Below are 13,887 nucleotides of genomic sequence, written 5' to 3' on the forward strand. Positions count from 1 at the left end.
CCTGACAAAACAAAGGGGCCTATCATAGCCGATGCCGTCAAGTCGCTGACAGAGCAGGCCCGAAAACGGCTGCATTTAATCGGATGCTCATGAAAAACAGCCTCGAAATTCCCGTCTGTCGCGCTAAACTGCGCACCTTGGCTGTTGCTGGCCAGACCGGTTGGGGGTTGTAATGCCCCGAAACCCACGAATTCCTAGAATAGAGTACCGATCATGACCCAAGTCAAACTGACCACCAACCATGGCGACATCGCCCTGGAACTGAACGCTGAAAAAGCCCCGCTCACCGTGGCCAACTTCATCGAATACGTTAAAGCCGGTCACTACGAAAACACGGTTTTCCACCGCGTCATCGGTAACTTCATGATCCAGGGCGGCGGTTTCGAGCCAGGCATGAAAGAAAAGAAAGACAAGCGCCCAAGCATCCAGAACGAAGCCGACAACGGCCTACCGAACGTGAAGTACAGCGTGGCCATGGCGCGCACCATGGAGCCGCATTCGGCGTCCGCCCAGTTCTTCATCAACGTAGCTGACAACAGCTTCCTCAACCACAGCGCCAAGACCACTCAGGGCTGGGGCTACGCGGTATTCGCCAAAGTGGTTGCAGGCGAAGAAGTAGTCGACAAGATCAAAGGTGTTTCCACCACCATGAAGTCCGGCCACCAGGACGTGCCAGCAGAAGACGTGATCATCGAGAAAGCCGAGATCATTGAGTGATACTGCTGATTTCAGACTTACATCTGGAAGAGGAGCGCCCGGACATTACCCGGGCGTTTCTGGATTTGCTCGCCGGACGCGCCCGTTCGGCGAGTGCGTTGTACATCCTCGGCGATTTTTTTGAGGCGTGGATTGGCGACGATGCCATGACGCCGTTCCAGCGCTCCATCTGCCAGGCCCTGCGCGAACTCAGCGACAGCGGCACGGCGATTTTTCTGATGCACGGCAATCGCGACTTCATGCTCGGCAAGGCCTTTTGCAAACAGGCCGGTTGTACCTTGCTGAAGGACCCGAGTGTCGTGCAGTTCAACGGCGAGCCGGTGCTTTTGATGCACGGCGACAGCCTGTGTACCCGCGACATTGGCTATATGAAGCTGCGTCGTTACCTGCGAAACCCCATCACCCTGTTCATCCTGCGGCATTTGCCCTTGGGCGCCCGGCAGAAACTGGCGCGCAAACTGCGCAGCGAAAGCCGTACCCAGACGCGGATGAAGGCCAATGACATCGTCGATGTCACCCCGGACGAAGTGCCACGGATCATGCAGGCCTATGGCGTGAAAACCTTGATCCATGGCCACACCCATCGCCCCGCTATCCACAAGTTGCAGATTGGCGAACAGGCGGCCAAGCGCATTGTGTTGGGGGATTGGGATCGCCAGGGCTGGGCGTTGCAGGTGGATGAGCAAGGGTTTGCGTTGGCGCCGTTTGACTTCGCCCCGCCGCCACAGTTGGCAGCACCCACTGACTGACCTGCCAAACACAGAACCCTGTGGGAGCGGGCTTGCCCGCGATAGCGGACTCACATTCAACAACGGTGTTGACTGATCCACCGTCATCGCGGGCAAGCCCGCTCCCACAGGGACTGTGGTTGGATCAATGACCGCTGGCTGCAGGCCCAGCCTTCGCCGCGAACGGCGGTTTCGCCAGCCAGACGATCACGATAAGCCCCATGAACGCCCACCCCAGCAACGTGAAGTAATCCACGGTGGAGAGCATGTACGCCTGGCTGGTCAGTACATGATCCAGCTGCGCATACGCCGGATTGCCCGCCCCGCCCAGGCTGTTCAGCGCATCCCGGGTCGCCGGCTCATAGGTGGTGATGCTTTCACTCAAATACGCATGATGCTGGTCCGCCCGGCGAATCCAGATCCAGGTGGTCAGCGACGCCGCAAAACTGCCGCCCAAGGTCCGCAGGAACGTGGCCAGGCCCGCGCCGTCGGCGATCTGGCTCGGTGGCAAGTCCGACATCAGAATGCTCAAGGTCGGCATGAAGAACAGCGCCACACCAATCCCCATAAACAGCTGCACCAGGGCGATGTGCTGGAAGTCCACTTCGTTGGTAAACCCGGCACGCATGAAGCAACTCAAGCCAATCGCCAGGAACGCCAGGCCGGCCAGCAGCCGCAGGTCGAATTTGTGCGCGTATTTGCCGACAAACGGCGACATCAATACCGGCAGAATCCCGATCGGTGCCACCGCCAACCCGGCCCACGTCGCTGTGTAGCCCATCTGGGTTTGCAGCCATTGCGGCAGGATCAGGTTGATGCCGAAGAACCCGGCGTAACCCAACACCAACACGATGGTGCCGATCCGGAAGTTTCGGTAGGCGAACAACCGCAGGTTGACCACCGGGTGTTTGTCGGTCATTTCCCAGATCACGAACACCGCCAGCGCAATCACCGAAATAGCGGCGCCAATGATGATGAAGTTCGACTCGAACCAATCCAGGTCATTGCCTTTGTCGAGGATCACCTGCAACGCGCCGACGCCAATGATCAGCGTGATCAGTCCGACGTAATCCATCGGCTGGTAACTGGTCACCACCGGGCGCGCCTTGAGCTGCGAACGCACCACCATCACCGCGAATATCCCGATCGGCACGTTGATAAAGAAGATCCACGGCCAACTGTAACTGTCGGTGATCCAGCCACCGAGAATCGGCCCGGCAATCGGCGCCACCACCGTGACCATCGCCAGCAACGCCAGCGCCATGCCGCGCCTGGCCGGTGGATAAACCGCGATCAGCAGCGTTTGGGTCATGGGGTACAGCGGACCGGCCACCAGGCCTTGCAGCACTCGGAAGCCGATCAGCTCGGGCATCGAGGTCGAGATACCGCAGAGAAACGAGGCAATCACGAACAGGATGGTCGCCCACAAAAACAGCTTCACCTCACCGAAACGCCGGCTGAGCCAACCGGTCAGCGGCAGCGCGATGGCGTTACTCACGGCGAACGAAGTGATCACCCACGTGCCCTGCTCCGAACTCACACCCAGGTTGCCGGAAATCGTCGGCAGCGCCACGTTGGCAATGGTGGTGTCGAGCACTTGCATGAAGGTCGCCAGCGACAGGCCAATGGTGCTGAGCAGCAGGCTGGGCGGCGTGAAAGACGCGTTATTGCTCATCGCGAATCCTTTGAAACCTGATGGGTGCCGCGCCGGTTACCGACGCAGCTGACCTTGTGGGAGCGAGCTTCCACAGGGTCGGTGTGATGACTGATCAGCGTTGCGCGGTCTTGCTGACCACGGCGCTGTTGTCGTGAATCAACTGAGTGATCATCGCGTCGGCTTCGGCCAACTGACGGTCGTAGACGTTGGTGCTGAACGAAGCCTTTTGCGGCGGCTGTTGCGCCAACACCGGGCCGCTCTGGTCGCGCAGGTTCACATCGACCTGCGTCGACAGGCCGACCCGCAGCGGGTGCTTGGCCAGTTCTTCGGGGTTGATGTGAATCCGCACCGGCACGCGCTGGACGATCTTGATCCAGTTACCGGTGGCGTTTTGCGCCGGCAACAGGGCAAACGCGCTGCCGGTACCGGCGCCGAGGCTGTCGATGGTGCCGCTGTACTTCACGCTGCTGCCGTACAGGTCGGCCTCGATGTCCACCGGTTGGCCGATGCGCATGTCGCGCAGCTGGGTTTCCTTGAAATTGGCGTCGATCCACAGCTGATCCAGAGGAATCACGGCCATCAGCGCGGTACCCGGCTGGACCCGTTGGCCCAGTTGCACCGAACGCTTGGCGACGTAACCGGTGACCGGCGCGATCAAGGTGCTGCGCGAGTTGTTCAGGTACGCCTGACGCAGTTGCGCGGCGGCGGCCATCACGTCCGGATGCGACGACACCACGGTGTCATCGACCAGCGCGCTGGTGGTCTTGAGTTGTTGTTTGGCATTGGCCAGGGCGTTTTGCGCCGAGGTCAGGTCGTCGCGAGCGTGGGACAGTTCTTCCTGGGAAATCGCCCCGCCGGCAGCCAGATTCTTCCGCCGATTGAAGTTGTCCTGAGCCTTTTGCACTTCAGCCTGCTGGGCGTTGACCTGGGCTTTCATGCCGTCGACGTTGCTGTACAACCCGCGCACCTGGCGCACGGTGCGCGCCAGTTGGGCCTGGGCATTTTGCAGACCGATTTCGGCGTCGTTCGGGTCGAAGTTGATCAGCACCTGGCCTTCGTGAACCAGGTCGCCATCGTCGGCACCGATGCTGACGACGGTGCCGGTGACCAGCGGGGTGATTTCCACCACGTTGCCGTTCACATAGGCGTCGTCGGTGCTTTCGTTCCAGCGACCGTAGAATTCGTGATAACCCCAGACGCCGATACCGGCGAGGATCACCACGATGGCGAGGACCACCAGCATCACTTTGCGTTTGCGCGGATTGCTGGTGTCGGGTGTGTTGTCAGCCGCATTACTAATTGAGGGAGAGGTTGTTTCGGCAGTGGCCATGACAGTTACCTTGAATTAGTGGGTCAGCGTGGCTGGGGTTGTCTTGGCGGCGGCCAGGGTTTCGCCCTGGAAGCCGCCGCCCAGCGCCTGCATCAGTTGGATCGACAGGTCGATCTGCTCGGCATTCAGGTTGGCCAGCTGACGCTGGGCCTGGAGCAATTGCTGCTCGATGCTGAGCACGTCCAGGTAGTTGCCGATGCCGGAACCGTAGCGCTGGACCACGGTGTTGTAAGAATCCTGGGCAATGTCGGTGGCGTGTTGCTGCGCGCCGATCTGCCGGCCGATATCGCGCAACTGGTTAATGGTGTCGCTGACATCGCCCAAGGCTTTCACCAGGCTTTTGTTGTACTGCGCCACCGCGAGGTCGTAATCGGCATCGCGGGAATCGAGGTCGGCACGCAGGCGGCCGCCGTCGAAAATCGGCACCGAGATCGTCGGCGCAACATTGAAGAAACGACTCGCCGAACCGAACATCGCATCGCCCAGCAACGACTCGGCACCCGCGGCGGCGCTCAGGTTGAGGTTGGGATAGAAATGGGTTTTGCCGGCGTCGATGTTCTTGCTCGCCGCCTCGACCCGCCAGCGCGCGGCCACCAGGTCTGGACGACGACCGAGCAACTCCGCCGGCAGCACCGACGGCAACGCGACGGCGCTGGCCTGGAGGATTTTCGGTCGGGCAATTTCGTTACCGCGATCCGGGCCTTTGCCGAGCAACACGGCCAAAGCGATTTTCGCGCTTTGCAGGCGCTTTTCGGCGTCGATCAGGCTGGCTTCGGAGGTGGCTTCGAGGCTTTCGGTTTGCTGGAACTGGTACTGGCTGTCGATGCCCGAGCTCAGGCGACGCTGGCCCAGATCGAGCATTTGCCTGGTGCGCTTGAGGTCTTCACTGGCCAGGTCGTAGACGATGTGCGCCTGCCCCAGATCGCTGTAGGCGCGGGCGACGTCGGCGGACAAGGTCAACTGCGCGGCCTGCTGATCGACTTCGGCGGCGCGGGCCTGGCCCAACGCGGCTTCCCAGGCGTCACGCTGACCGCCCCAGAGGTCGAAGTTGTAATTGAAACTGGCGCCGATGTTACGCACGGTGGAGTACGCATCGCCCTCGCCTCTCGGGTCTTGATCTTTGGCCAGGCGCGAACGGCTGACACCGGCGCTGGCATCGAGGGTCGGCATCCGAGCGGCATCGGCGGCATACGCGGCGGCGCTGGCCTGATGGGCGCGGGCGTCGGCAATTTGCATGTCGGGGCTGTCGTGCAGGGCTTCGCGGATCAGACCGTCGAGTTGCGGGTCGCCAAGGCTTTTCCACCAATCGCTTTTCGGCCAGGCCGCTGGCGACAGGGTCACGCCGCTGAGGGATTGCCCGGCCTTGAGGTTTTTCGCTTCCAAGCTGACGCCTTCGGTGTTCAAGCCGCTGTAACTGGCGCAACCGGCCAGGCTCATGGCCAACAGCACCGCACTCAGGCCGGTACGCAGGGTTTTGCTGCTCATTTGTCACCTACCCGCAGCAAGGTGATCGAGTCACCGGCTGCCACCAAGATTTTCTTCAGGATCTGTTCCAGGGTTGCCAGCTCTTCCGGGCTGATAGCGCCTGCCAGTTCATTCATGGCGTCAGCGCCGATGTGCGGCAGGCGATCAGCGAGCTTCTGCCCTTCTTCAGTCAGCACCAGCCGCACCTGACGGCGATCCGCCTCGGAACGTTGGCGGGCGAGGAAACCTTTCTGTTCCAGGCGATCGAGCATGCGCGTCATCGAACCGCTGTCCAGGGACAGGTGCCGGCACAGCTCGGCCGGGGTATCGACGCCGAACTGGGCCATGATGATCAGCACCTTGAACTGCGCGGCGGTGATGCCGTGGGGTTCCATATGGGTGTCGATGATCCGGTCCTTGAGCAGCGCGGCGCGCCCGAGCAAGAGGCCGAGATGGCAATTGTGGAATCCGTCTGGGGTGAAGTGTTTCATCGAGCCACCAATTAGCTGCCTAGGCAGTGAATGTATGACGAGATGTTACTGCCTAGGCAGCGAATGTCAACGTAATAGTTAGGGTGCTTGGTATTTTGCGGATAAATGGCTATGGATTTTTTGGTGGCTGCACTGCCGCCTTCGCGAGCAAGCCCGCTCCCACATTTGATCTGCGACGTGCACAAATTAAATGTGGGAGCGGGCTTGCTCGCGAAGGGAGCGACTCGGTTTCGGAGAGGACGGGACCTAGAAATCCCGCTTGTAGAAGATGTCGAGCGAACTGGCCACGCCGCCCGCGGCTTCGAGGTAGACCTTCTTGCTCAGCTTGTAGCGCAAGGCAATCGTGTTGGCCGGCTCGAATACGCCCACGCCATAACGCAGGCTGAGTTTCTCCGAGATATTGCCGCTGGCGACCACGCTGGTGGCGTTGCCGCTACCCTCGGTGTCGAGTTGGAAATCCTGGATCCCGAGGTTTTTCGCCAAGCCGCTGGTCACCCCCGAACTGCCCATCAAGCCCAACCCGAGCGCCGCCTGGGCGAGCATGTTGTTGTCTTCACCGCTGTTGGCCAACGGACGCCCCAGCACCAGATAGGACAACGCCTGTTCCTGGCTCATGGCCGGTTCGGAGAAGATTTGTGTGGTCGGCTGCTCGGCACTGCCGCTCAGGCGAATGCCGGCGATGATGTCGTCGGTCTGGCGAATCGCTTCGATGTCCAGGTACGGCTGATCAATGGGGCCAGCAAACAGCAAACGCGCCCGGCGCACGGTCAGCCGCTGGCCGTAGGCGCGATAACGCCCGTCGTTGAGCCAGAGCTCGCCACGGGTGTCGAGGTTGTCGCCGATGTGCACATGGCCTTGTAGATTGGCGGTGAGGCCAAACCCGGCAAAGCTCAACTTGTCCTGCCCCACGACCACATCGATGTCCATCGCCATGGCCATCGGCGGCTTGCCCTCTTCGGTTTGCTGACCGACGATCACCGTGTCATCCGAGAGCTTGACCGTCGACGGCGGCAGCTCGCGCACGGTGATCTCGCCTTTGGGCACCAGCACTTTGCCGACGATCGCCAGTTTGTCGTCCTTCAACGAAATCTTCAGGTCCGGCGCCACTTCCAGCTTGGCGTATGGCTCGACGGTGACCGGCAATTGCGAACCCTTGAGCGCCAGGTCCACCACCAGCGCCTGACCCCAGGCGATGTTGCCATTGAGGCTGCCCTGCCCGGTCTTGCCGCTTTTCCAGCCGCCGTCCACTTGAACGGTTTCGCCAGCAATCACCGCACGCAGTTGCATGGCTTGAAGCGCCATCGGCAGTTCAGGCCCGGACACCTCGCCGTCGCTGAGCAGCAGATTGCCGTTGATTTGCGGCGCCATCAGCGTACCGGCGATCGTGCCGCTGCCATTCAAGCGTCCGGTGAGCTTCTCGACCATCGGCACAAACGGCCGCGCCACGGACAGGTCCAGGCCATTCAAGCGGAACGAACCGGTCAGCGGTTTGTTCGCCGGCAATGGATTGATCTGCGCCTGCACCCTCAGTTCGCCAAGCTTGCCGCCGACGAAGTTGAGGTCGGTGTCGATACGCTTGGGCGTGAGTTTGCTGGTGAGGATCAGGGTCTGGTACGGGAAGTCCAGCCACTGATCCTTTTCCTTCACGCGCAAGGTGCCACCGCTGGCATCGATGCTGACCTGCCCGTTCGGGCCGCTGGCCGGCAGGTCCAGTTGCAGGTCGGCATTGAGCCGGCCCTTCCAGGCGAAATCCTTCGGCAGCCATTGCGCCAGGCTGTCGATCGGGAATTGTTTGAGGTGGTAACGCAGCTTCGGCTCCGGCATCAGGCGCTGGTCTTCACCGCACAGGCTGGCCGGGCCGGACGTCCAGCAATGGGCGCCGAAGTTGATCTTGCCGTCCGCCAGCCGCTCCAGTTTCGCCGGACCTTGCAGCTTCCAGTCCTGGCCGCCGGCCTGGATATCGCCACTGGCCAGGCGTCCGCGCCAGTTGCCTTGGTCCAGACTGCCATCGAGGCCGAGGGCGAGTTTCAGCTTCGGTCCTTGCAGGTCGAGGGCAAGCTTCTGGTTTTTGATATCGCCCTGGCCACTGGCGGTCAGCGTGCCCAGTGACGTGTCACCGGCCTGAATCCCACTGCCCTTGAGGTCGATCTTGGCCCGTTGCGCGCTGTCGAGGGTGGCGTCGAGGTTCAGGCTTTGCAGACGATTGTCGGCAAACGCCAGTTGCGTGCCTTGCAGCCCGAGCTTGCCTTGCGGCGCCTTGAGCGTGCCGGCGACATCGACGCGACCATTGAGCTGACCGCGCAGTTGCGGCCAGAGCTGGGCCAGGCGCGACAGCTTGATATCGATCTGGCCGGCGAGTTTCTGTTGCAGGCTGCCCTTGCCGGTGATGCTGTTGTCGCCCAGGCGAATCTGCAACGCGTTGAGGTTCCATTGCTCGCCGGCGCCGTCAGCCTTGGCCTGGAGAACGGCGGGTTGCCCACGCAGTTTGCCCTTCAAATCCAGGTCGGCACTCAGGCTGAGTTTTTCATTCTTGATCTCGCCTTTGCTGCGTAGCGGCCCGGCCAGGATGCCCGGCAATTCCGCAACCCAGTACGCCGGGTTGATCGCCGACAGTTCCAGCGCGGTGTCCCAGGCGATGCCATCGGCGAATTGCAGGTTCAGATGCCCTTCGGCCTTGCCCTGCCCTGCCACCAGTTGAATTTGTTGCAGGTAGATTTTCGACAGGTCGCCGCTGAACGGGCTGGTCAGGCTGAACGCGCCGGCAGGGCCATCGAGTGCGGCTTTGAAGTTACCGATGTATTTGCCGTCGGTGTAGGAGACTTCACCGTTGAAACTGCGCAACGCCACTTCTGGTTCGTCGATCAGCGGATAGAGGCGATGCCACGGGAAATCCAGCCAGTCGATTTTTGCATCGGCGCTCAGGCCGTTGCTCCAGTCGAGGTTGCCGGTGAGCTTGAGGCTTTGCTTGTCGTTGGCCGTCAGGTCGAGCGCGGCGATCTGTGCGCCGTTGGCGTCGACCTTGCCTTGCAGCACCAGCGCGACCGGTCCGGCTTCTGCGGGCAATGTCGCTGTGCCCTGCAATTGGTAACCGTTTTTCAGGTCACCAACACCTGTGAGTTCCAATTGATTGAGTAGCAAGGTGTCCGGCAGATCGGCGCTGGCCTTGAAGCCGTCGGCGGTGATTCGCACCTTGGCCGGCAGGTTTTCCACCAACGGTTGCAGCTCACCGGTCAGTTGTCCGTTCAGGTAACCGCTGCTGTCGGCGTGCAGGTTCAGGGTTTTCAGCAAATCGCCGTCGATTTTCAAGGCCAGCGCCCAAGGCTCGGTGCCCGGCGCCGGCAACGTCAGTTTGCCTTCAGCTTTCAGCGGCCAGTTGCCGTTCGGTTGCAGCAAGCCGGACAGGTTCAGGCTCAGCTCGTCGCGCTGCAATTTCACCGAGTCGATCTGCAAGCCATTGGCGGTCCAGTGTGCCGCCAGTTGCAACCCCTTGAGTGCTTCGCTGCCGTTGAACAGCAGGCTGCCGACCTGGACGTCGCCCAGCTCGATGGCCAGTGGCAAGTCCAGGTCCGGCAGCTCGATGGCACCGCTGCTGTCCTCATCGGTGCCCGGCGGAAATTGCAGGCTGACCTGATCGGCCTTCAATTGCTCGATGCACAGCGCCATGCGCGTCAGGCACAACGGCGACCAGGCGAAAATGACTTTGTTCAGCTCAACCCGGCTGGTGTCCTGCTGCCACAGCACACGGTCGGCGCTCCACTGTCCGCCCAGTCGGCCCTGAAAGTTGTCCAGGGTCAAACCCGGCACAAACCCCAGCGCCCAGCGGCTGCCCGCCGCCGTACCGAGCACCGTGGCCACACTCAGGACGACCAGCATCAGCAGCGCCAGAATCGCCAGCAGCGTTATTTTCAAACCACGCTTCACAGCTCAGGCCCCATGGAAAAGTGCAGTCGGATGCCGCCATCGTCGTCCATCGCGTGGGCCAGATCCAGGCGGATCGGCCCCACTGGTGAGACCCAGCGCACGCCGATACCGACGCCGGTCTTGAGGTTCGGCAGTTCGAGGGTATTAAAGGAGTTGCCCTGGTCGATGAAGGTCGCGACCCGCCATTTTTCGGCGACCGAGTATTGATACTCGACGCTGCCGGCAACCATGTAGCGACCACCGATGCGGTCGCCCTCGGAGTTTTCCGGGGACAGGCTTTGGTAGTCGTAACCGCGCACGCTCTGATCACCACCGGCGAAGAAGCGCAGCGACGGTGGCACGGATTTGTAGCCGTTGGTGGCACTGCCGCCGACCTGCACCCGACCGAGGAAACGGTGTTTGTCGAAGACCGTGGTCAGGCCTTTTATCAGCGCCGTGCCGTACAGCAGGTTGTTGTCGGAACCCAGCCCTTCCTTGGCCACTTTGGTTTCGAACTCCAGGCGATAGCCGTTGTGCGGGTCGATGCGGTTATCGCTTTTCAAGTAGGAATAGCTGACGCCCGGCATCAGCAACGTGCTGAGCCCCGAGTCGTCGCCGAGCCGGTATTCCTCGCGCTGCCACTTGAGCGACACCACCCGCTGCCAACCGCTGGGCAACTTGCTGTGCCACTCGGGACCGAGGGTCAGCAGTTTACTGAGGGAATCCTTGTCGGCGATTTCTTCGTTCTGATAACCCCCGGCAAAGCGCAGTTTGTCGGTCAGCGGCGGGTCCAGGGGAATGTCGTAGAACACCCCGACGTTCTGCCGGGGTGCCGAGACTTCAGTCTCCCAGCCGTAGCTATGCCCTTGGGGATTGACCCAGTGCCGGGTCCAGTTGGCCTTGACCCGTGGGCCGACGTCGGTGGAGTAACCGAGCCCGAGGCCCATGGTCCGTGGTTTACGGGTTTCGAGTTTGACGTCGACCGGAATCACATCGTTCTTCGCCGCAGTCGGCGCCGCATCGACCCGCACACTTTCGAAATAGCCGCTCGATTGCATCGCCTGATTGAGTTCGGCGATCAGTTCGGAGTCGTAAGGCGCGCCTTGCTTGAACGGCACCATGCGTGTCAGCAAGTCCTCGTCGAACGGCGTGTCGCCCTCGAAACTGACCTTGCCCAGTGAATAACGCGGGCCGCTGTTATAAATGAGTTCGATGTCGGCGACGCCGGCTCGCGGGTCGACCAACAGTTTCTGACTGGAAAAATAGCCGCTGAAAAAACCGTAGCGCGAGGCCTGGTTCTGGATCAGTCGTTTGGCGTCTTCGTAATGGCCGTGGTTGAGCACGGCGCCGGTTTTCAGCGCATTGCTTTTGGGCACACGAAAGGCTTTGAGCGACGCGGCCGGCCCGTCGACGCGCACGGTGACGTTGCGCAAATGGATCGGTTCGCCAGGCTCGATGCTGAGGATCAGGCGCGGCGTCTTGCCGCCCTTCACGTCGGTGTCGATCTGCGGTTGGTAATAACCCAAGGCCTGGGCGGCCTTGCGCGCCTGTTCCTCGGCGCCACGACTGAAGCGCAGCAAGGCTTCTTCGTCTCGATCGCCGAGGCTGCCGATATAGCCCTCTATATTGGCCTTCAGTTCATCGTTGGACGGTTTGATCCGCACATCCAATTCACTTTGCGCCAGCGCCGTGCAGCTGGTAATCAGCATCAGCACGCCACTGGTAATTCTTCCTGGAAACTTCATAGGCGCGGATGCTATCACGAGCGTGGGAGCGTGATAGAGCCTGGCGTGCGCGGAAAGTTCGACCCTCTATGCCTTGGCGGTTTGCACCACCTGGGGATTGGCGTGGAAAAACACGTGTTCGCGGATCGGTCCTACGGCGACCTCGCCGATTTCCTCATAGCCCTGACGCTTATAGAACTCCAGATAACGAGGATTCCCGGTATCGAGCACCACACCCTGAGAGTGCTCATCGACCGCGCACCAGTTATGCACCGCTTGCAGCAGTTGTTCGCCGAAGTGCTTGCCCTGGAATTGCGGGTGAATCCCCAGCAATGGCAGCAAGTGCACCGAGTCGGACGGCACGCACGCCATCACGGCATCGTGATACTCGAGGTAGCGGCGGGTGCAGCGAAAGCCGGTGCTGAGCACCATCCGCAAACGCCAGGCCCAGCTTTCAGTGATGCCCAGGCGACGCTGCGGCGGTGCGATCAGCGCAATGCCGATCAACCGGTCGTTGACCAACAGGCCGATGGCGGGCAAGTCCTGCAGAAAATGCTGCTTGACCAGTTCGCGCACCGTGGCGCGCACCCGCTGTTCATAACCGGGGCGTTCAGCTTCGAACAGGTAGCCGAAGGTCGGCTCGTGCCGGTAGGCCTGGTACAACAGGGAGCGGGCTTCGCGGGAGTAGCCGCTGTCGAGCATGTGGATATCGGCGATGGCGGTCGAGGTTTCGGGCATAACGGTATTTCTCCCCGGGGCGCTGTTCAAATGACGGCGCTCTTCTGGTTACGAGCCTATAGCGCTGGCACAGTTCCTTGCTGATCCGAATCAGTGTTGCGGCTTGAGCCGTCATCGCGGGCAAGCCCGCTCCCACAAAGGTATAGACCAGACTGGCGATTTCAGGGGCCTGACAGAGATCCAGTGTGGGAGCGGGCTTGCTCGCGAAGAGGCCCGCACTGCCCATATAGATCTGATAGAACACAGTGAATCACCCTCACCCCACACTGGCCCCATTCCTACATGTCAGCTAGCATCGCCCTTTTGCCAGGACTGCCGACCATGAAGATCGTCTCCTTCAACATCAACGGGCTGCGCGCTCGCCCGCATCAGCTGGCGGCGCTGATCGAGAAACACCAGCCAGACGTGATCGGCCTGCAGGAAACCAAGGTCCACGACGACCAGTTCCCGCTGGCCGAAGTCCAGGCGCTGGGCTATCACGTGTATTTCCATGGGCAAAAAGGCCATTACGGCGTCGCCCTGCTCTCGCGTAAAGAACCGCTGGCGCTGCACAAAGGTTTTGCCACCGATGAAGAAGACGCTCAACGGCGCTTCATCTGGGGTACGTTCGCCGACGCCAATGGCGTGCCGGTAACCATCATGAATGGCTATTTCCCCCAGGGCGAAAGCCGCGATCACCCGACCAAGTTCCCGGCCAAGCAACGCTTTTACAGTGATCTGCAGCAATTGCTGGAAAGCCAGTTCAGCAACGATCAGCCGGTGGTGGTGATGGGTGACGTGAACATTTCCCCGGAAGACTGCGACATCGGTATCGGCCCGGACAACATGAAACGCTGGCTGAAAACCGGCAAGTGCAGCTTCCTGCCGGAAGAGCGCGAGTGGATGGCGCGCTTGAAGAACTGGGGCTTGGTGGACAGCTTCCGCCACCTGAACCCGGACGTGGCCGACCGCTTCAGCTGGTTCGACTACCGCAGCCGCGGGTTTGAAGACGAACCCAAGCGTGGCCTGCGGATTGACTTGATCATGGCGTCCCACGGCTTGCTGCCACGGGTCAAGGATGCCGGCGTGGATTACGACCTGCGCGGGATGGAAAAACCCTCGGATCATGCGCCGATCTGGCTTGAATTGAGCTGATCCC

Annotated in this window: 10 protein-coding genes; 3 read left to right on the forward strand and 7 right to left on the reverse strand. The window is 61.2% G+C overall.

The genetic code is table 11. From position 1 onward, the window contains the following. Positions 1-213: 213 nt before the first annotated feature. Both ACA057_RS21135 and lpxH read left to right on the forward strand, forming a co-directional pair. Positions 214-717: a peptidylprolyl isomerase gene (locus ACA057_RS21135; protein ID WP_497342019.1), complete on the forward strand. Its 504-nt coding sequence runs from the start codon at positions 214-216 to the stop codon at positions 715-717. Beyond that, complete coding sequence (lpxH, locus tag ACA057_RS21140) at positions 714-1,466, forward strand: UDP-2,3-diacylglucosamine diphosphatase (RefSeq protein WP_497342021.1); 753 nt, start codon at positions 714-716, stop codon at positions 1,464-1,466. Before ACA057_RS21135 ends, lpxH begins: the two co-directional genes overlap by 4 nt. 124 nt (positions 1,467-1,590) lie before the next feature. On the opposite strand, the gene ACA057_RS21145 is transcribed toward lpxH, so the two are convergent. The 7 genes from ACA057_RS21145 to ACA057_RS21175 form a co-directional block, all read right to left on the reverse strand. Beyond that, positions 1,591-3,120: a DHA2 family efflux MFS transporter permease subunit gene (locus tag ACA057_RS21145; RefSeq protein WP_497342023.1), complete on the reverse strand. Its 1,530-nt coding sequence runs from the start codon at positions 3,118-3,120 to the stop codon at positions 1,591-1,593. Positions 3,121-3,214: 94 nt separating this feature from the next. Next, positions 3,215-4,432, reverse strand: a complete 1,218-nt coding sequence (locus ACA057_RS21150) for an HlyD family secretion protein (RefSeq protein ID WP_497342025.1) — start codon at positions 4,430-4,432, stop codon at positions 3,215-3,217. A gap of 15 nt (positions 4,433-4,447) precedes the next feature. Beyond that, a complete protein-coding gene (locus tag ACA057_RS21155; protein WP_497342027.1) occupies positions 4,448-5,917 on the reverse strand; it encodes an efflux transporter outer membrane subunit in 1,470 nt (489 codons plus the stop codon). Continuing rightward, the gene (locus tag ACA057_RS21160) at positions 5,914-6,387 is read right to left on the reverse strand and encodes a MarR family winged helix-turn-helix transcriptional regulator (RefSeq protein ID WP_497342029.1); all 474 of its coding nucleotides are present in this window, start codon (positions 6,385-6,387) and stop codon (positions 5,914-5,916) included. The genes ACA057_RS21155 and ACA057_RS21160 overlap by 4 nt, the downstream gene beginning before the upstream one ends. Positions 6,388-6,633: 246 nt before the next feature. Then, positions 6,634-10,308, reverse strand: a complete 3,675-nt coding sequence (locus ACA057_RS21165) for a translocation/assembly module TamB domain-containing protein (protein ID WP_497342031.1) — start codon at positions 10,306-10,308, stop codon at positions 6,634-6,636. Beyond that, a complete protein-coding gene (locus tag ACA057_RS21170; RefSeq protein ID WP_497342033.1) occupies positions 10,305-12,032 on the reverse strand; it encodes an autotransporter assembly complex protein TamA in 1,728 nt (575 codons plus the stop codon). The genes ACA057_RS21165 and ACA057_RS21170 overlap by 4 nt, the downstream gene beginning before the upstream one ends. Positions 12,033-12,098: 66 nt before the next feature. Further along, positions 12,099-12,749, reverse strand: coding sequence for a GNAT family N-acetyltransferase (locus ACA057_RS21175; protein WP_497342035.1), 651 nt, complete (start codon positions 12,747-12,749; stop codon positions 12,099-12,101). A gap of 321 nt (positions 12,750-13,070) precedes the next feature. Here ACA057_RS21175 and xthA point away from each other — a divergent pair, with 321 nt between their 5' ends. Further along, positions 13,071-13,883: an exodeoxyribonuclease III gene (xthA, locus tag ACA057_RS21180; protein ID WP_140667798.1), complete on the forward strand. Its 813-nt coding sequence runs from the start codon at positions 13,071-13,073 to the stop codon at positions 13,881-13,883. The last annotated feature ends 4 nt before the right edge of the window (positions 13,884-13,887 follow it).

It is taken from the genome of Pseudomonas sp. LBUM1661, assembly GCF_059695925.1.